17 protein-coding genes are annotated in these 17,649 nt (G+C 60.4%); 7 read left to right on the top strand and 10 right to left on the bottom strand.

What is annotated here, in order from left to right:
* Nucleotides 1-17 precede the first annotated feature (17 nt).
* Nucleotides 18-884: a YihY/virulence factor BrkB family protein gene (locus tag QZ196_RS06260; RefSeq protein ID WP_296424903.1), complete on the bottom strand. Its 867-nt coding sequence runs from the start codon at nucleotides 882-884 to the stop codon at nucleotides 18-20.
* Between the two features lie 209 nt (nucleotides 885-1,093).
* On the opposite strand from QZ196_RS06260, the gene QZ196_RS06255 reads away from it, so the two are divergent.
* Entirely contained in the window at nucleotides 1,094-1,747 is a 654-nt protein-coding gene (locus tag QZ196_RS06255; RefSeq protein ID WP_296424902.1) for an NB-ARC domain-containing protein, read from the top strand.
* Nucleotides 1,748-1,761: 14 nt separating this feature from the next.
* Complete coding sequence (locus QZ196_RS06250) at nucleotides 1,762-3,372, top strand: alpha-D-glucose phosphate-specific phosphoglucomutase (RefSeq protein ID WP_296424901.1); 1,611 nt, start codon at nucleotides 1,762-1,764, stop codon at nucleotides 3,370-3,372.
* Here the strand turns inward: QZ196_RS06250 and QZ196_RS06245 are convergent.
* The 4 genes from QZ196_RS06245 to QZ196_RS06230 all read right to left on the bottom strand — a co-directional run bounded on the left by QZ196_RS06245 (nucleotide 3,362) and on the right by QZ196_RS06230 (nucleotide 7,077).
* On the bottom strand, nucleotides 3,362-4,726 hold the full coding sequence (locus QZ196_RS06245; protein WP_296424900.1) for a TRAP transporter large permease: 1,365 nt from the start codon (nucleotides 4,724-4,726) through the stop codon (nucleotides 3,362-3,364). The genes QZ196_RS06250 and QZ196_RS06245 overlap by 11 nt on opposite strands.
* Nucleotides 4,723-5,226, bottom strand: coding sequence for a TRAP transporter small permease (locus QZ196_RS06240; protein WP_296424899.1), 504 nt, complete (start codon nucleotides 5,224-5,226; stop codon nucleotides 4,723-4,725). Before QZ196_RS06240 ends, QZ196_RS06245 begins: the two co-directional genes overlap by 4 nt.
* Before the next feature lie 95 nt (nucleotides 5,227-5,321).
* Complete coding sequence (locus tag QZ196_RS06235) at nucleotides 5,322-6,353, bottom strand: TRAP transporter substrate-binding protein (RefSeq protein WP_296424898.1); 1,032 nt, start codon at nucleotides 6,351-6,353, stop codon at nucleotides 5,322-5,324.
* Between the two features lie 37 nt (nucleotides 6,354-6,390).
* Entirely contained in the window at nucleotides 6,391-7,077 is a 687-nt protein-coding gene (locus tag QZ196_RS06230; RefSeq protein WP_296424897.1) for a fumarylacetoacetate hydrolase family protein, read from the bottom strand.
* 116 nt (nucleotides 7,078-7,193) lie between these two features.
* Between QZ196_RS06230 and QZ196_RS06225 the strand changes: the two genes are divergently transcribed.
* From QZ196_RS06225 to QZ196_RS06210, 4 genes are read left to right on the top strand one after another with little or no spacing between them, the layout of a single operon-like run.
* Entirely contained in the window at nucleotides 7,194-7,823 is a 630-nt protein-coding gene (locus QZ196_RS06225) for a paraquat-inducible protein A (protein WP_296424896.1), read from the top strand.
* Complete coding sequence (locus QZ196_RS06220) at nucleotides 7,778-8,425, top strand: paraquat-inducible protein A (protein WP_296424895.1); 648 nt, start codon at nucleotides 7,778-7,780, stop codon at nucleotides 8,423-8,425. Before QZ196_RS06225 ends, QZ196_RS06220 begins: the two co-directional genes overlap by 46 nt.
* On the top strand, nucleotides 8,422-10,515 hold the full coding sequence (locus QZ196_RS06215; protein ID WP_296424894.1) for an MlaD family protein: 2,094 nt from the start codon (nucleotides 8,422-8,424) through the stop codon (nucleotides 10,513-10,515). Before QZ196_RS06220 ends, QZ196_RS06215 begins: the two co-directional genes overlap by 4 nt.
* Before the next feature lie 2 nt (nucleotides 10,516-10,517).
* A complete protein-coding gene (locus QZ196_RS06210; RefSeq protein ID WP_296424893.1) occupies nucleotides 10,518-11,075 on the top strand; it encodes an ABC-type transport auxiliary lipoprotein family protein in 558 nt (185 codons plus the stop codon).
* Here QZ196_RS06210 and QZ196_RS06205 read toward each other — a convergent pair.
* Nucleotides 11,037-12,209, bottom strand: a complete 1,173-nt coding sequence (locus QZ196_RS06205) for a Gfo/Idh/MocA family oxidoreductase (protein ID WP_296424892.1) — start codon at nucleotides 12,207-12,209, stop codon at nucleotides 11,037-11,039. The two genes, QZ196_RS06210 and QZ196_RS06205, sit on opposite strands and share 39 nt — an antisense overlap.
* An 85-nt stretch (nucleotides 12,210-12,294) precedes the next feature.
* Between QZ196_RS06205 and QZ196_RS06200 the strand changes: the two genes are divergently transcribed.
* Nucleotides 12,295-12,486: a hypothetical protein gene (locus QZ196_RS06200; protein ID WP_296424891.1), complete on the top strand. Its 192-nt coding sequence runs from the start codon at nucleotides 12,295-12,297 to the stop codon at nucleotides 12,484-12,486.
* A gap of 200 nt (nucleotides 12,487-12,686) precedes the next feature.
* Here QZ196_RS06200 and QZ196_RS06195 read toward each other — a convergent pair whose 3' ends face one another.
* From QZ196_RS06195 to QZ196_RS06180, 4 genes are all read right to left on the bottom strand, one after another.
* Nucleotides 12,687-12,815, bottom strand: a complete 129-nt coding sequence (locus QZ196_RS06195; RefSeq protein WP_296424890.1) for a hypothetical protein — start codon at nucleotides 12,813-12,815, stop codon at nucleotides 12,687-12,689.
* Nucleotides 12,816-12,827: 12 nt separating this feature from the next.
* The gene (locus tag QZ196_RS06190) at nucleotides 12,828-14,033 is read right to left on the bottom strand and encodes a formate dehydrogenase subunit gamma (protein WP_296424889.1); all 1,206 of its coding nucleotides are present in this window, start codon (nucleotides 14,031-14,033) and stop codon (nucleotides 12,828-12,830) included.
* 105 nt (nucleotides 14,034-14,138) lie between these two features.
* Complete coding sequence (gene fdh3B, locus QZ196_RS06185) at nucleotides 14,139-14,732, bottom strand: formate dehydrogenase FDH3 subunit beta (RefSeq protein WP_296424888.1); 594 nt, start codon at nucleotides 14,730-14,732, stop codon at nucleotides 14,139-14,141.
* A gap of 13 nt (nucleotides 14,733-14,745) precedes the next feature.
* Nucleotides 14,746-17,622: a formate dehydrogenase subunit alpha gene (locus QZ196_RS06180; RefSeq protein ID WP_296424887.1), complete on the bottom strand. Its 2,877-nt coding sequence runs from the start codon at nucleotides 17,620-17,622 to the stop codon at nucleotides 14,746-14,748.
* Nucleotides 17,623-17,649 lie beyond the last annotated feature (27 nt).

Here is a 17,649-nt window from a genome sequence, read left to right as displayed (position 1 = left end):
GTGTTTTGGTGCCTTGGCTAACCTTCGTCAAGGAAGGCTGTTGCGCTTGATCCGTGCCGGATGCCATGGCCATGCACCGCCACGTTCAATGCGGCCCCCAGCAGGATCAGATAGGCGCTGACGTAAAGCCACAGCAGCAGACCGATCACTGCCCCGATTGAGCCGTACACCTCGTTGTAGCTGGCAAAGTTCGTCAGGTAGTACGACAGCCCCGCCGAAGCCGCGACCCAGATGATCACGACGACAAATGCGCCCACGGTGATCCATCGCCCGCGCGTGTCGATGCGGGCGGGTCCGAACCGGTAGAGCAAGCTGAGCCCGGTCATGAGCACACCCAACGCCAAGAACCAGCGCAGCCCTTCGAGCAGCCAAGCCGTTGAATTTGCGAGCGGAATAAAGGCCATGATGATCGGCAAGATCACGACGGCCGACAGCGCGACAATGGCCAGCGCCACAAGGGCGACCGTCAGCAACAGCGCGACCACCATCTGCCAGATCCCATTGCGCATGCGCTGGCCTGCGATGGCGTTCAAGCCGCCGATCAGCGCGCCCACCCCCGCCCGGCACGACCACAGCGCCAGCGTGATGGAAACCAACGTGGCCCAGCCCAACCTACCTGTGCCCGCATTGACCAGCCCCGTGATCTGAGCCGACAGCAGATTATAGGCATCGGGGGGAATGATCCCCTCCATCAGGCGCAGTTGTTCTTCGATGACCACGGGGTCGGCGACCAACCCAAAGATGGCGATGACCGCAGCGATGCCGGGGAAAATGCCGAACATGCCAAAGAACGCGACACCTGCCGCAATCAGGCCAAGGTGCTTTTCGCCCGCTGTTTTCCAGACGGTGCGCAACACACGCCACACCCGAAGGATCATCGACATAACCGCGCTCCCTTCGTGCGTTGTCGTTCCATTGTGCAACCTAGGGCAAAGCACCTGCAAGCGCCACTTTTCATCTCTTATGGCCATGCAAAAAGCCGGGGGATGGCCATAAGAAACGCAAGATGGTGCAAAAACAGGTCGCAGAACCGGGCGCGGCGCGTTAAGCTAGGGAAAAACAGGGCAAAGCCCACTGACTTACAGGTAAAATTTTGGCAACGCTAACCGATCACGTCAACATATTGGCGGAGCATCTGCTGGACCGCAGCGGATCACAGCAACTGGTGGCGATCACCGGCGCGCCCGGCTGTGGCAAATCAACATTGGCAAGCGAACTGGCCCGCCGCCTGAACACGCAAAAACGCAAGACAACCGTGGTGCCGATGGACGGCTTTCATCTGGACAATGCCGTGCTTGAGGCGCGCAATCTGCGGCCCCGCAAAGGCGCGCCCGAAACCTTTGACGCGCCGGGATTCGTGCGCATGATCAAGGCGTTGAAAGCGCGCGAAGAGGTCTTTGCGCCGATCTTTGACCGGGCCCGTGATCTGGCCATCGCGGGGGCCGTGGCGGTGCCGCTGGATGCGGCTATCATCATCGTCGAGGGCAATTACCTGATGTTCGATGAGGCACCGTGGGCATCGCTTGCCCCGCTTTGGGATGTGACCGCGCGGCTGGATGTGCCGATGCGCGAATTGCGTGCACGGCTGATCCAACGCTGGCTCAGCCTGAATTATTCGCCCTCTGTGGCGACCCGCCGCGCCGAGGGGAACGATATACCCAATGCGCAGCGCGTGATTGATCGTGCGTTACAATGTGATTTTACATTTGACGGTCAGCCCAACCCTGCGCCAAACTTGCCCGCGTAACTGAGGGAGCTGTCATGGCACGTCACACCGTTGCGACCCAACCGATTGCAGATCAAAAGGCCGGCACGTCGGGCCTGCGTCGCAAGACGCGTGACTTTATGGCGCCGCATTTTCTGGAAAATTATGTGCAGGCCGTCATCAATGCGATTGGCGGCGCGGCGGAAAAGCGGTTTGTCGTGGGTGGCGATGGCCGCTATTTTAACGACCGGGCCATTCAGGTCATCTTGCGGATGGCGGCGGCGAATGGCGCCCGTGGCGTGATCGTGGGGCAGAACGGGATTCTGTCGACCCCTGCCGCATCACATCTGATCCGCAAGCACGGCATGGATGGTGGGTTCTTGCTGACGGCGAGCCATAATCCCGGCGGGGTCGATCAGGACTTTGGTTTGAAATTCAACATGGCCAATGGCGGCCCGGCGACGGAAAGCGTGAGTGACGCGATCTTTGCGCAGACGCAGGCGCTGTCGGCCTATCGGATTTTCGACGCGCAGGATGTCGATTTGGCGGTGATTGGCCAGACCCGGCTTGGCGCAATGACGGTTACGGTCGTGGACCCGGTGGTTGATTATGCCGCCCTGATGGCCACGCTGTTTGATTTCGACGCGCTGCGCGGGCTGTTTGCGGGCGGGTTTCGCATGGCGTTTGACGCGATGCATGCGGTGACGGGCCCCTATGCAAAGCACCTGTTGGAAGAGCGGCTGGGAGCACCGCGCGGGACCGTGATCAACGGGACGCCGCTGCCGGATTTCGGCGGTGGCCATCCCGACCCCAACCCGATCTGGGCGCAGGGGTTGATGGCGATCATGGCCGGGCCCGATGCACCGAATTTCGGTGCAGCCAGCGACGGTGACGGCGACCGCAACATGATCATCGGGCGCGGCGCCTATGTAACGCCGTCCGATAGTCTGGCCGTGCTTGCGGCGCATCATCCCCACCTCAAGGGGGTCGCGCGGTCGATGCCGACATCTGCGGCAGTCGACCGGGTGGCGCGCACCAAAGGTGTTGCCTGTTACGAGGTGCCGACGGGATGGAAGTTCTTTGGCACCCTGCTTGACGCCGGGCTGATCAACCTGTGTGGCGAAGAAAGTGCCGGCACCGGGGCGGATCATGTGCGCGAAAAGGACGGGTTGTGGGCCGTGCTTTCGTGGCTCAGCGTTATTGCGTCCACGGGCCAATCGGTGGCGGCGCTGATGGCTGAGCATTGGCAGAAATATGGCCGGAACTATTACGCGCGCCATGACTATGAAGCGATAGATACCGACAAGGCGGATGCGGTGATGCAGGCGCTGCGCGGCAGTTTGCCGGCGCTGACGGGGCAGTCGTTTGCCGGGCTTGTGGTGACCCGCGCGGATGAGTTTGCCTATGACGATCCGATTGATGGCAGCCATACCGCGCATCAGGGTATTCGCGTTATCTTTGGCGACACAGCGCGGGTGGTGTTTCGGCTGTCGGGCACCGGAACCGCAGGGGCGACGCTGCGGGTCTATCTGGAGAGATTGGAAACGGACCCCGGCCAGCTTGACCAGCCGACTGCGGCAGCGCTGGCCGCCGTGACCAAAGCCGCCGCCGCGATTGCCGAGATTGCCAGACACACCGGACGGCAAGCACCGGACGTCATAACCTGACGAAAAGCCCCATGACGGCTTGCCATGCCTGCCCCAGCGAGCCGTCAATCGTGAACAGCGTGATCGCGGGAAACAGCAGCAGGATCATCACCCGCACAATATCCGAGCCGACAAAGAACAGCACGGCCTTATAGGTCGCCGTCATCGGCGTTTCGCGGTCCATGCTGTTGATAATGAACAGGTTCATGCCGACGGGCGGTGTGATCAACCCGACCTCGACCACGATCAGCACAAGGATGCCGAACCAAATCGCCACCTCTTCGCTGGTCATGCCGAAATCAAGTGTCTGGATCACTGGCCAGAAGATCGGGATGGTCAGCAGGATCATTGACAGGCTGTCCATCAGGCAGCCCAGCACGAGATAGAACAGCAAGATCAGCACCATGACCATCCACGGGCTGAACCCTTGGCCCGTCACCCATGCCGACAGTTCCTGCGGCACTTGGGTCAGGGCCAGAAAGCCGTTGTAGAACGCAGCGCCCAGCACGATGAAAAAGATCATGCCGGTTCCGGTCGCGGTCTGCATGATGCTGTCGCGCAACACCGCCCAATTCAGCGCGCGCGAAAACAGCGCGATCAGGCCAGTGCCCATGGCGCCGATTGCGGCCCCTTCGGTGGGGGTGAACCAGCCGTTGTAGATCCCGCCCACAACGACGGCAAAGACGATTAGCACCGGCCAGACCGCGACCAATGCACGGACCCGTTCCGCATAGGGCAATCGCGGGTGGGTGCCCGCCTGATCGGGATAGAGCCGGACGTAGATCGCAATGGTGAGCATGTAGCCAAGCGCGGCCAATATGCCGGGCACAAACGCCGCCGCAAAGAGTTTCGCGATGTTTTGCTCGGTCAGGATAGCATAGATCACAAGGATGACCGAGGGCGGGATCAAGATGCCCAGCGTGCCGCCCGCGGCAAGCGTCGCGGTTGAGAAACCGCCCGAATAGCCGTATTTGCGCAGTTCTGGCAAGGCGACCCTGCTCATTGTGGCGGCGGTCGCGAGGGACGAACCGCAGATCGCGCCGAAACCGGCACAGGCACCCACAGCGGCCATCGCCATGCCGCCCTTGCGGTGGCCAAGCCATGCCTCGGCGGCTTTGAACAGGGCGCGCGACATGCCCGACAGGGTTGCGAATTGCCCCATCAGCAGGAACATCGGGATGATCGACAGATTGTAGCTCGAGAAGGTCGAATAAACCTCGGATTTGAGTTTCGCCATGAAGACGACTGTGCCGTCCGTGGCCAGCCAAAGCCCGCCGATACCGCAGATCAACATGGCCAGCCCGATGGGTGCGCGCAAGAAGATCAGCAGCAGCAAAACCGGAAATGACAGGTAGCCAAGGGCAAGATCGCTCATGTGCGGCGCTTTCCGGTCAGGCGCATGGCGGCGCAGTACAGGCTGATGATGCTGGCCGTCACCGCCGCCGCAAAGCTGGCGGCATAGGCCCACCAGATCGGAAACTGGATCAGATATGTCGTTTCGCCATAGCGGATCTTGTCCTGCATCCCAATGAAAAGCCGCCATGTGATCAGCACGATAACGGCGGCCATGATCAGGCTCCAGAATGTTGCCAGCGCATGGTTCACGCGGGGGCCAAGGCCGCTGGTGAAGATATCGACCCTTGCGTGTTCCCCGGTCAGCTGGGTCAGCGGCAGGAAGGCGAAGATCGCAAAGGCGATGCCCGCCTCGACCAGTTCAAAATCCCCGGTGACCGGGCCGATACCCGCGTCCAGCAGCCATTGGCCAACGGTGCCCAGATAGCCGGTATGTGCGATGTCGTTCACCTCGCGGCCAGCGACGCTGAGGCAGACCAGAACCACCAGCAGGCACAGCACAAGCCCGCCAAGCAGCGCCATGAACCGGGCCAATCGTTCAACGAGGATGTGCAGCAAGGCAGGTCTCCAGACGCAACGCCACCCCCAAAGTCAGTCCAAGGGGGTCGCGGAGCGGTTTAGTTGCTGCTGGTGTTCTTGGCAATCAGCGCTGTCGCGGCATCATACAGGCCCGTGCCGTCGATCCCTGCGGCGTCCGCATCGGCGATCCAATTGTCGATTGTCGGCTGGCTGGCGATGCGCCAAGCGGCGATCTGTGCCGGGGTCAGCGCAATGATGGTGTTGCCTGCGGCCTCCGCCAAGGCGCGACCGGGGGCGTCGTAGTCTTGCATCGTGCGCCCTGCAAAGGCCGAGAATTCAAGCCCGGAGTTCGTGTCGATCACCGCCTGAAGATCGTCAGGCAACCCGTTGTAGGTGGCGTTGTTCATCGCAAAGATAAAGGCGGTGGTGTATAGTGATGCACCGGGAAATTCTGTGTGGTTCGTGACCAGTTCCTGCACCTTCAGGGCGGGGACGACTTCCCATGGGATCACGGCGCCGTCGATGACACCTTTGGACAGTGCCTCGGGGACGGCGGGCACGGGCATGCCGACGGCGGTTGCGCCAAGGCTGGTGAACAGCGTCGTCGTGGTCCGGGTCGGCGCGCGCAGTTTCAACCCGTTGAGGTCGGCGACATCAGTGACCGGGCGGTTGGCATGGATCACACCAGGTCCGTGGACCCAGAGGCCAAGGGGGTGAAAATCGGCGAAATCGGTGTCCATCATGCGCGCTTCGGCCAGTTCCCAATAGGCGCGGGATGTGGCCTCGGCGTTGGTCATGATGAAGGGCAGTTCAAACACTTCAAGCTGGGGAAAGCGGCCCGGCGTATAGCCTGCGACGGTCCAGATGATGTCGGCCACGCCGTCGATCGCCTGATCAATCAGTTGCGGCGGGGTGCCGCCCAGTTGCATTGATGGAAAGCGGTCGATTTTGATGCGGCCATTGCTGTCGGCCTCGACCTTGTCGGCCCAGACATCAAGAATATGGGCGGGCACATTCGCCTGAGCGGGCAGGAATTGGTGCATGCGAAGCGTGATCTGCTGGGCGGTCGCACCGGTGCCAAGGGCGGCGGCGGCGATCAGGCCAAGCAGTGTGCGGCGGGTGGTGGTCATGGTGATCCTCTCTTGCTTCAAGAATTGGTTGATGGGGTCAGATGATGGTTGTCGCAACCGGATCAAGATCGCCGATTGTGCCGTGCAGCACGTCGCCGCGCACAACCGCACCAACGCCGGCGGGGGTGCCTGTCATGATCAGGTCGCCGGGTTGCAATGTATAAAGCGTGGACAGATCGGCGATGATTTCAGCGACGGACCAGATCATATCGGACAGCAGCGCCTGTTGCCGCACGGCGCCATTCACGCAGAGCCGGATCGGCAGCGCAGCCAGATCGCCGACCTGATCGGCGGGTGTGAGCCGTCCGATGATGGCCGCGTTTTCGAAATCCTTGCCGGTATCCCATGGCCTGCGTTTGTCCTTGGCTGCGGCCTGCAGATCGCGGCGGGTCATATCAAGGCCGCACCCGTAGCCCAGCACAGCATCCATCGCCTGATCCACCGGGACGTCGCGGGCCTGTGCGCCGATGGCCACGACAAGTTCCATTTCGTGGTGCAGGTCGTTGGTGCGCGGCGGATAGGGCATGGGTGCACCTGACAGCAGCACGGCATGGGCGGATTTGGTGAAATAGAACGGCGCCTCGCGGTCCACCTCGTGGCCCATTTCGGCGGCGTGGGCGGCATAGTTGCGCCCGACGCAGAAAATGCGGGCGACCGGAAAGCCCCCCCGCCCTTTGACGGGTACAATCGGGGTCGGACGGGGCGGGAACAGGGTGTCGCTCATAAGCGCGCTCTCTCTTTGTTGAGTTGTAACGGTAGCGACCGTAGCATATCTGCCTGCAACAAGATAACGTTGCAACGACAATCGGGGCAACCGCCCAGACATTGCCAGGAGCCTGCGTGACCGTCACATTACCGCCTTTGGATGATTTGGTCGCCTGCCCGCAATGCGACACGTTGCATAATGCGACGGCACTGCCCGATCACACGCGGGCCTATTGCCAGCAGTGCGGCGTGGTCTTGATGACATCACAGCCCGAAGCGATGGCGCGTATCCTCAGCCTTGCGCTGACCGCGTTTGTAATGATGATTGCCGCGATCAGCTTTCCGTTTCTGTCGCTGGACGCGGGCGGGTTTCACAATGCGACATCCGTTATGGATGCCATTTTGGCGTTCAACAAAGGGCTGGCGTTTCCGCTGGCGATCGCGGTGGCGTTTTTCATCGTGGTTATTCCGCTGATCCGTCTGGGCGCGCTGATTTACGCGCTGGGGCCGTTGGTGCGCGAACAGCCGGCACGCGTTGGCGCCCGCGTCGCCTTTGGCATCGCCGAAAAGCTGCGGCCATGGAGTATGGCAGAGATTTTCATCGTCGGTGTGACTGTCGCCTTGGTAAAGGTTGCGGGCCTTGCGGCAGTGACCATCGGCCCCGCGTTTTGGGCTTTTGCGGGTGTTGTGATCATTACGGTGCTCAAAGATCAACTGATATGCAGGTATTCGATTTGGGAAGCACTGGAACAACCAGCGGCCTGATTACCGCCCGCGAGGCAGGTCTGGTGGCCTGTCAGCGTTGCGGTCAGGTACATCGGCAAGACGTGCGTCTTTGCACGCGCTGCGACGGTGCGCTGATCAGCCGCGACACCGACAGCCTGCAAAAGGTCTGGGCCTGGCTGATTGCGGGGATGATCGCGTTTATCCCCGCGAACATCTACCCGATGCTGCTGACCTCGACCCTGGTCGAACGCAGCGAAAGCACGATTGTCAGCGGCGTGATCGAGTTGATCCACCATGGGTCAATCGGCATTGCGGTGATTGTCTTCGTGGCCTCGATCATGATTCCCATGGGCAAGTTCATGGCCATCATTTATCTGGCGATCAGCGTGCAGCGGAAATCCGGCACCAACCGACATCAGCGGCACAAAGCCTATGAAATAGTAGAGTTCATAGGCCGTTGGTCGATGATCGACGTCTTTGTCGTTGCCATCTTGTCTGCGCTCGTGCAACTCAACACGATTGCGACTATCAACCCCGGAATTGCGGCTGTCAGCTTTGCGCTTTCCGTGATTTTCACTATGCTTTCCGCGCAAAGCTTTGACGCCCGGCTGATCTGGGACGCAGACAGGACCACAACATGAGTGATATCCCGCCAACACGACCTGCACCGCTTGACGTGCGGCCCGTGAAACAACGGATTTGGCGGCGGCTTTCGTTGGTTTGGCTGGTGCCGGTCGTTGCGCTGTCGGTTTCGCTGTGGGCCGCATGGCAGAACTATCTTGATCGCGGCACGCTGATCACCATAACCTTTGAAAACGCGGCCGGTATTACCGCCAGCGAGACCGTGATCAAATATCGTGACGTGACAATCGGCGCGGTCGAGAGCGTTGAATTTGCACCGGGCCTGTCAGACCTTTTGGTGCACGCGCGGATCGACAAGACGGTCGCGCCCTATCTGGACGACGATGCGCAATTCTGGGTCGTGCGCCCGGATGTTTCCGTGCGCGGGATCACGGGTTTGGATACCGTGCTTTCGGGGGTCTACATCGAAGGCAACTGGGACACCGAAGCCGATGTGGCGCAGTATGAATTCACCGGGCTTGAGCAACCCGTTTTGACCCGCGCGGGCGAACGCGGCACCCATATTGTTTTGCGTGCCAATGACGGCGGCGCAGTTTCGGCGGGCGCACCAGTGCTGCACAAGGGGCTTGAGGTCGGCTATCTTGAAAAGCCCGAGCTGTCGTTTGACGGCAATCAGGTGGTCGTCAGCGCCTTTATCGAAAGCCCCTATGACCGGCGGATCACCACAAGCACGCGGTTTTGGGACACATCGGGGTTCAGCGTGTCGTTCGGGGCAGGTGGTGTATCGCTTGACGTGAATTCGCTGGCGTCGCTGATCGAAGGCGGCATCGCGTTTGATACCGTCGTGTCCGGTGGCCAGCCGATCCGCGATGGCCATATCTTTGATATTTTCCCCGACCGGGAAACCGCGCGCGACAGCCTGTTTGCCGATCCAAACGCCGAAGTCGTGAAGGTGGCGGTGCTGTTTGCACAATCCGTCAGCGGCCTGTCCAAAGGGTCCGAAGTGCGGTTCCAAGGTATTCGCATCGGCGAAGTCAGCGAATTGAGCGCGATTGTCGTCGGTGAAGGCGAGACGGCAGATGTGCGGCTACAGGCCGTTTTGTCGATTGAGCCGAACCGGCTTGGAATGGGCGCGCAGGCAACGCCGGAGGACGCGATTGCCTTGCTGTCTGATTTTGTGATCCGCGGCCTGCGGGCGCGTATGGTCACGGGCAATATTCTGTCCGGGTCGCTGGTTGTCGAACTGGTCCAGATCGAGGACGCGCTGCCCGCAATCATGACGTTCACGTCTGGTGCCTACCCGGTTATTCCAACGACGCAATCGCAGATTTCAGACGTGGCGGCGACCGCCGAGGGTGTGCTGGCCCGGATCAATGCCCTGCCTGTCGAAGAGTTGATGGATGGCGCGATTGACCTGATGGACAGCCTTGAACGGCTGGCAAATGATGATGCGACGGTTGCGGCCCCCGCGTCGCTGGTGGCTTTGCTGGACGAGGCCCGCGCGCTGGTCGCATCGGATGACATTCAGGCGGTGCCCCGCGATCTGCGCAAGACGATCAATGATCTGGACGCGCTGATCGCAAGCGCAGCCGACGCCGATCTTGTCGGCGATCTGGATGGGGCACTTGCCGTGGCGACCGCTGCGGCTGCCAATGTCGAAGCGGCCACGCGGAACCTGCCCGCGATCACGGCCCAGATCGAGGCGCTGACCGCGAAGGCCAACAGCCTTGAGTTCGAAGCGCTGGTGACCACCGCCACGCAGACGCTTGCGTCGATTGACAGCCTGATCGGCAGCGACAGTGCGGCCGCCCTGCCCGGTTCGCTGAATGGCGCGTTGGATGAAATGCGGGTGTTTCTGGCCGAAGTCCGTGCCGGTGGGGCGATTGAAAACGTGAACGCGGCGCTTGCATCCGCCAATGAAGCGGCGCTAGCCATCGAAGAGGCGGTCAGCACCCTGCCCGCCCTGTCCGCACAGGCTGGCAGGCTGGTGGCCCAAACCGAAGCGGTCATCGAAAGCTATAGCGAACGGTCGCGCTTTAGCGCGGAAACACTGGCGACGATGCGCGACATTCAGGCCGCTGCGGATGCAGTCTCTGCACTGTCCCGCGCGATCCAGCGCAACCCTAATTCATTGCTGACAGGACGATAGAAATGCTGAAAAAAATAACGTTTGTCGCACTGACGGGTCTTGCCGCCTGTTCACCGCCGCTCGAACGGCTGGCACTGACGCCGGTGCAATCCACGCTGGAGCTGCGCCCCTTGGTGCGCAGCGCGATGGTCCGCACCGTATCGTTGCCGACCTATGCCGCAGCCGAGGAAGTCGCATTTGAAACGGCCACCGGCCTGATCGCCAGCAGCCCCGATGTGCTGTGGGCCGACGATCCGGAGCGCGCGGTGACATTGGTGCTGACACGCAATCTGGCCGATATTCTGAATACCGATGTGGGGCCGGACCCATGGCCATTTGTCGGGCTGGCCGATGTCGCGATTGATGTCCGGGTCGAGAGGATGCTGGCCGGGACCGATGGCATGTTCCGTCTGGAAGGCCAGTTCTATGTGGGTGGCGATGCCATTGATTTCCGCAACAGCGCGCATACATTTGCGATCGCCACACCGATGCCCGACCAAAGCCTTGGCAGTATCGCCGCAGCACAGGCCACCGCACTGTTGTCACTGTCCGAAGATATTGCCCGGACCCTGGCCCGCTAGGGTGATCCAGGCACCGTTGCGCTGGGACGACCGCACGCAGGCATCGACGAACTGCATCCCGCGCAGGCCATCGTCGATGGTCGGGTAGATCACATCGGCGTGCGGATCGCGCCCTTCACGGTGCGCGGTAATCGCGTCTGCGGCCTCGCGATAGATGGTGGCAAAGGCTTCCAGATACCCCTCGGGGTGGCCTGCGGGAATACGGGTGACGCGGGCCGCTGCATCCAGCGTGCCACTGCCGCCACGGGTCAAAAGCTGCTTGGGTGCGCCGTAGGGGGTAAACCATAGCTGGTTGGGATGTTCCTGGGTCCATTCCATACCGCCCTTATCGCCAAAGACGCGCAGCCGCAGGCCGTTTTCATTGCCCGGGGCAACTTGCGAGCACCACAGCATCCCCCGCGCGCCACCGTCAAAGCGCAGCATCACATGGGCGTTGTCGTCCAATGTGCGCCCGCTGACGAAGGACTGCAAATCCGCCGACAGGCTGTCAAGCGTCAACCCGGTCACGAAACTGGCAAGGTTGAACGCATGGGTGCCGATGTCGCCGGTCGATCCCCCCACCCCGGCGCGGGCCGGATCGGTCCGCCACGCGGCTTGCCGAGAGGTGTCGGCCTGCGTCAGCCAGTCTTGGGCATATTCCACCTGTACCACGCGGATACGGCCCAAATCGCCCTGTGTGACCATTTGCCGGGCCTGTCGCATCATCGGGTAGCCGGTGTAATTATGCGTCAGCACAAACAACGCATCGCTGTCCTTGGCCAGTTTTACCAGCTTTTCGGCATCCGCCAGCGTGGCCGTCAGCGGCTTGTCGCAGATCACGTGTATCCCGCGTTTGAGAAATGCGCACGCGGCGGCGTAGTGAACGTGGTTCGGGGTAACGATGGCCACTGCCTCGATCCCGTTTTTCAGACGCGCCTCGCGGGTGGCCATAGTGTTGAAGTCGTCATAGGTGCGGGCGGGATCGAGGCCAAGTGCGGCACCCGATACCTGCGCCTTTTGCGGGGTTGCCGATAGCGCGCCCGCAACCAGCTGGAAGCGGCCATCAAGCCGCGCCGCGATCCGGTGGACACCGCCAATCAATGCGTCGTTGCCGCCGCCAACCATGCCAAGGCGGATGGGTCTGTCGTGGTGCATGGTGTGGCTCCTTTTTTGGGTTCGCGCATGGCCGTTTGCACAGCACGTGTTTGACGCCCCTGCGCGGATACGTCCATAGCGGGCCATGCGTATAGATAACCTGCAACATGCCAATTGGTCTGAAACCATCCTTCGCCGGATGCGCGCTGGTGGCGTGGATCAGCCGGACGGGGTGGTAAAGGCGTTCGGCTCTGGCAGCACATCAGGGCCATCTATTACCAACCGATTGGCCCGGTCGCCAAGAAACGCTGTCGCCTTGGTCCAGTCCGCGCGATGACGGAGGACGGTTTGTCTGCTTTTTATCGCGTAACCCGGATTTGCATAATCGACACGGCAGTTGCGAGGACGACTGGGCAACGCGCTATGTGACATGATTTGGGACGATTACGGTCAAGCTGGGCCGGGCATGGCGTGCCGCCCGTGGCCGTGTCTGCCGCCCGGATCAATCGGGGCGGCAGCGTCGTCTATCTGCGCCGATCAATCGTCAAGTCGGACTGAAACGCTGACCGTATGCTCGGCCGCGCCAAAGCCTGCTGCGTGCAAGCCATAGTAGGCACCGACCGAGATCAATGCAGAAATGGCAAACGCTGCGAACATCGTTTTCATGATCTGTCGCTCCTATTCAGCAGGGGTCGTTTGGGCAGAGGCGGATTGTTTTTCCTTGACCTCATCGACCCAGAGGCTGTGGTGTTCGCGGGCCCATTGTTCTTCGACTTCGCCCGATCCCATCGCATCGAACGCGCCTTCCATGCCGATCGAACCGATGTAAATATGGGCGAGGATAATCGCCATCAGCACAAAGGAAATGATCGCATGCCATAGCTGCGCGAACTGCATTTCGGCGTGCGGTGTCAACTGGGTTGGCAGGGTGCCAAAGCCCAGCATTTCCGGCAGGCCAGTGCTGTTGAGCAGGACAAATGTTTTCGCGAACATGGGCAGTTCAAACGGGAACAGCAGCGAAAGCCCGGAGACGGAAATCGAGGTTCCCAACACGATGACCGACCAGAAGATCACCTTTTGACCGGCGTTGAATTTCTTGGCGGGGGGGTGGACGCCCTTTTTGAACAGCCCGCCACCGACCGCGATCCATTTCAGGTCAAGACGGTTGGGGATATTTTCAAGGACCCACATGAAGAACACCATCACCAGTCCGATCATAAAGGCCCATGAGATGTTGTTGTGTATCCATTTGGACGCAATCGCCATCGTCGCAAAGCTGTCATGGCCAAAGTAGGGGATCATGATCTTGCGCCCGAACAGCGTGATCAGCCCGGTCAGCCCAAGGACGACGAAGGAGCCCGCCATCAGCCAATGGCCGAAGCGTTCAAATGCCTTGAAGCGGGTGATCGTGCGGCCTGTCTTTTCGCCGTCGATGCGGACCCGGCCACGGATCAGGAAAAACAGGGCAAGCAGCGCGATCGTGCCGCCCAACAGGTATGATCCATAGGTCGCCAGAGGCCCATCGCGGAATAACAGCCACCACATGCCGCTGTCTTGGATCAAGACGTTCGCGGCAGGACCGCGCGCCTGCCCGGAAATATCGGCCTTGTTGTAGCGCATCGCGCGCCACACCTCCGGTTCGGACAAGCCCCCGAGACTGCCAAGCTGGTCAGTCAGCGGTGCAGCCTGTTCAGGATTTCCAATCGCGTCGCTGCGAAAACTGTCATCAATTGGCAAACCTTGCTGGCGTGCCATGATATCTTCGAGGGTCTGCGCACCACCGGTGGCAGAGCGGTCAGTCGTCGATGTCTCTTGAGCTAGGGATACGGAACCCAAAACAGACAAAAAACACGTAACAACAATAGCGAAGAAGGCGCGCGTCATCTGCAGGCTCCTTGGTCGGTTGGGGGTCACCCCCAGGAATGTAATCGTAGCGACGGGGATGATCCTGATGGAGCACCCCCGCACCTTTTACGGTCAAAGACGGGTTCAGCCGCCTTTTTGGTCGTAGGCCGTGCCCCAGCCCCATGCGCCGGACCCGAAACCGCGTGCGACAACGCGTTCACGGTAGATGCCCGACACCACGTCGCCGTCACCGGCAAGCAGGGCCTTTGTGGCGCACATTTCGGCACAGATTGGCAACTTGCCTTCTGCGATCCGGTTGCGGCCATACTTTTGGAATTCGGCCTGACTGTTGTTCTCTTCGGGGCCGCCTGCGCAGAAGGTACATTTGTCCATCTTGCCGCGCGAACCGAAGTTACCAGCCTGCGGATACTGCGGCGCGCCGAATGGGCAGGCATAGAAACAGTAACCGCACCCGATGCACAGGTCTTTTGAATGCAGAACGACGCCTTCTTCGTTCTGGTAGAAACAGTCGACCGGACACACGGCCATGCAGGGCGCATCGGAACAATGCATGCAAGCGACCGAGATTGAACGCTCGCCCGGCTTACCATCATTGATCGTTACCACCTTGCGGCGGTTGATGCCCCAAGGGACCTCGTGTTCGTTCTTACAAGCCGTGACGCATGCGTTGCATTCAATGCAGCGTTCGGCATCGACGAGAAACTTTGCTCTTGCCATCTTCTTGTTCTCCTTACGCTGTCCAGATTTTGCAGAGGGTCGCTTTGGTCTCTTGCATCTGGGTCACTGAATCGTAGCCATATGTTTGTGCGGTGTTGCTGCTTTCGCCCAAGACAAACGGGTCTGCACCGTCGGGATACTTGTCGCGCAGATCCTTGCCTTCGAGGTGACCACCAAAGTGGAATGGCATGAAGGCAACGCCCACGCCCACCCGTTCGGTGACCATTGCCATCACCTTGACTTTGCCACCCTCCGGGCCTTCGACCCAGACTTGTGCGCCGTCACGGACACCAAGGTTGTTGGCATCGCGGGTGTTGATTTCCACGAACATGTCCTGTTGAAGCTCGGCCAACCATGGGTTGGACCGGCTTTCGTCGCCGCCACCCTCGTATTCCACAAGACGGCCAGAGGTCAGGATGATCGGATACTCTTGCGAGAAATCATTCTGCTGGATTGACTTGTAAAGGGTTGGAACGCGCCAGAACTTGCGGTCTTCGTAGGTCGGGTAATCAGCGACCAGATCGCGGCGGTTGCTGTACAGCGGTTCGCGGTGCAGCGGTACCGGATCAGGGAAGGTCCAGACCACGGCGCGGGCCTTGGCGTTGCCATAAGGGGCACAGCCATGTTTGATCGCAACCCGCTGGATACCGCCCGAAAGGTCGGTTTTCCAGTTGGTGCTTGCCCCGGCAACGGCATCAATCGCAGCACGCTCGTCTGCGGTCAGATCACCGTCCCAGCCCAGATCCATCAGCATCTGCATCGTGAATTCAGGGTAACCGTCCTGAATTTCCGACCCAACCGGGTAGACGCCTTCGGCCAGCAGATTGTCGCCATCCCGCTCTACCCCGTAGCGGGCACGGAAGCCCATGCCACCTTCGGCGACAGGAATGGAGATATCATAGAGGTTCGCCGAACCGGGGTGGTTCATCTCGGCGGTACCCCAGCAAGGCCATGGCAGACCGTAGAAATCACCATCGGCCGGGCCACCGATCGCACGCAGCGTCGTGCGGTCGAAGGTGTGCTGGTTGGCCATGTGCATTTTCAAGCGCTCAGGGCTTTGGCCAGTATAACCGATCGTCCACATACCGCTGTTGAATTCGCGGGTGAGGTCTTCGATGTTTGGCTCACCGGCTTCATCCACAGCGATGTTGCGGAAGATTTTATCCGCAAACCCGAACTTGGTGGCGAATTTCGCCATGATCGTGTGGTCTGGAAGGCTCTCGAAGAGTGGCTCGACCACTTTGTCACGCCACTGCAACGAACGGTTTGAAGCGGTGACAGAACCACGGGTTTCGAACTGGGTACAAGCGGGCAGCAGATACACGCCATCGGTACGATCATGCAGCACGGCAGATACGGTTGGATAAGGGTCCACAACGACCAACAGGTCGAGTTTTTCCATCGCCGTCTTCATTTCCTTCTGACGGGTCTGCGAGTTGGGCGCGTGGCCCCACAGCACCATCGCACGGGTATTATCGGGCTGGTCGATGTTTTCCTTGTCTTCCAGCACACCGTCGATCCAGCGACCGACCGTGATACCGTTGAGGTTCATCATCGACGTGTCGCCATAAGACGCATCCGAGAACCGACCCTTGAGCCAATCCAGATCCTCGTTCCAGACACGTGCCCAGTGCGCCCATGATCCCGGTGCCAGACCGTAGTAGCCGGGCAGCGTATCGGCCAGAACGCCAAGGTCCGTCGCGCCCTGCACGTTGTCGTGACCGCGGAAAATGTTCGTGCCGCCGCCGGATGTACCCATGTTGCCAAGAGCAAGCTGAAGGATGCAGTAAGCGCGGGTGTTGTTGTTACCGTTGGTGTGCTGCGTGCCACCCATGCACCAGATCACGGTGCCGGGACGGTTGTTTGCCAAGGTAAAGGCCACGCGGCGCAGCTGTTCACCGGGGGCACCGGTGACGCGCTCGACTTCCTCCGGGTTCCACTTTTTCACTTCGTCCTGGATCTGATCCATGCCCCAAACGCGGGTGCGGATGAACTCTTTGTCTTCCCATCCGTTTTCAAAGATGTGCCACAGGATACCCCAGACCAATGCAACGTCCGAGCCGGGCCGGAAGCGTACATATTCGTCAGCATGGGCCGCAGTCCGTGTGAAACGCGGATCGCACACGATCAATGGCGCGTTGTTCTGCTCTTTGGCTTTGAGCATGTGCAGCAGCGACACCGGGTGTGCTTCTGCCGGGTTGCCGCCGATCAGAAAGATCGCCTTGGAGTTATGCATGTCATTGTAGCTGTTGGTCATGGCGCCGTAGCCCCATGTGTTCGCCACACCGGCAACCGTGGTCGAGTGGCAGATGCGCGCCTGGTGATCGACGTTGTTGGTGCCCCAATAGGCCGCAAATTTGCGGAACAGATAGGCCTGTTCATTGTTGTGCTTGGCGGAACCAAGCCAGTAGACCGAGTCAGGACCGCTTTCTTCGCGGATCTGCAACATCTTATCGCCGATTTCGTCGATCGCGGTTTCCCAGCTGATACGAACCCATTCGCCGTTCTCTTTTTTCATTGGGTACTTCAGGCGACGCTCACCATGGGCATGTTCGCGCACGGCCGCACCTTTGGCGCAATGCGCACCCAGATTGAACGGGCTGTCCCAGCCGGGTTCCTGACCTGTCCAGACGCCATTGTCGACTTCGGCAATCACGGTACAGCCCACTGAACAATGCGTACAAATGGATTTGATCGTCTGAACGGCGTTATTGACGGCCTGCTGTGCGTGCGCGGCGGTTACATTGCCACCCGTCGCTGCAATCGCGGCCAAACCGCCGATTGTCAGGCCGGACCCGCGCAGGAACGTACGCCGGTCGACAGATCCTTTGGTCGCTTGCGTGTCGATGCTGGCACGTCGGGCGACCCCGTTGGTCTTTTTCTTTAACATTCTTCTCTCCCTTGCTGGCACCGGCTG

Origin of the sequence: Yoonia sp. (assembly GCF_017854565.1) — a bacterium.
GTDB lineage: Bacteria > Pseudomonadota > Alphaproteobacteria > Rhodobacterales > Rhodobacteraceae > Yoonia.
The sequence above is the reverse complement of the archived record's forward strand: the minus strand, read 5'-3'. Positions and strand labels throughout refer to the sequence as shown.

What these genes read in the sequence shown, in the direction of transcription:
- QZ196_RS06260 (WP_296424903.1), bottom strand. Translation starts at nt 884, where the DNA reads ATGTCGATGATCCTTCGGGTGTGGCGTGTGTTGCGCACCGTCTGGAAA.
- QZ196_RS06250 (WP_296424901.1), top strand. Translation starts at nt 1,762, where the DNA reads ATGGCACGTCACACCGTTGCGACCCAACCGATTGCAGATCAAAAGGCC.
- QZ196_RS06245 (WP_296424900.1), bottom strand. Translation starts at nt 4,726, where the DNA reads ATGAGCGATCTTGCCCTTGGCTACCTGTCATTTCCGGTTTTGCTGCTG.
- QZ196_RS06240 (WP_296424899.1), bottom strand. Translation starts at nt 5,226, where the DNA reads ATGGCGCTGCTTGGCGGGCTTGTGCTGTGCCTGCTGGTGGTTCTGGTC.
- QZ196_RS06235 (WP_296424898.1), bottom strand. Translation starts at nt 6,353, where the DNA reads ATGACCACCACCCGCCGCACACTGCTTGGCCTGATCGCCGCCGCCGCC.
- QZ196_RS06230 (WP_296424897.1), bottom strand. Translation starts at nt 7,077, where the DNA reads ATGAGCGACACCCTGTTCCCGCCCCGTCCGACCCCGATTGTACCCGTC.
- QZ196_RS06220 (WP_296424895.1), top strand. Translation starts at nt 7,778, where the DNA reads ATGCAGGTATTCGATTTGGGAAGCACTGGAACAACCAGCGGCCTGATT.
- QZ196_RS06215 (WP_296424894.1), top strand. Translation starts at nt 8,422, where the DNA reads ATGAGTGATATCCCGCCAACACGACCTGCACCGCTTGACGTGCGGCCC.
- QZ196_RS06210 (WP_296424893.1), top strand. Translation starts at nt 10,518, where the DNA reads ATGCTGAAAAAAATAACGTTTGTCGCACTGACGGGTCTTGCCGCCTGT.
- QZ196_RS06205 (WP_296424892.1), bottom strand. Translation starts at nt 12,209, where the DNA reads ATGCACCACGACAGACCCATCCGCCTTGGCATGGTTGGCGGCGGCAAC.
- QZ196_RS06200 (WP_296424891.1), top strand. Translation starts at nt 12,295, where the DNA reads ATGCGTATAGATAACCTGCAACATGCCAATTGGTCTGAAACCATCCTT.
- QZ196_RS06195 (WP_296424890.1), bottom strand. Translation starts at nt 12,815, where the DNA reads ATGAAAACGATGTTCGCAGCGTTTGCCATTTCTGCATTGATCTCGGTC.
- QZ196_RS06190 (WP_296424889.1), bottom strand. Translation starts at nt 14,033, where the DNA reads ATGACGCGCGCCTTCTTCGCTATTGTTGTTACGTGTTTTTTGTCTGTT.
- fdh3B (WP_296424888.1), bottom strand. Translation starts at nt 14,732, where the DNA reads ATGGCAAGAGCAAAGTTTCTCGTCGATGCCGAACGCTGCATTGAATGC.
- QZ196_RS06180 (WP_296424887.1), bottom strand. Translation starts at nt 17,622, where the DNA reads ATGTTAAAGAAAAAGACCAACGGGGTCGCCCGACGTGCCAGCATCGAC.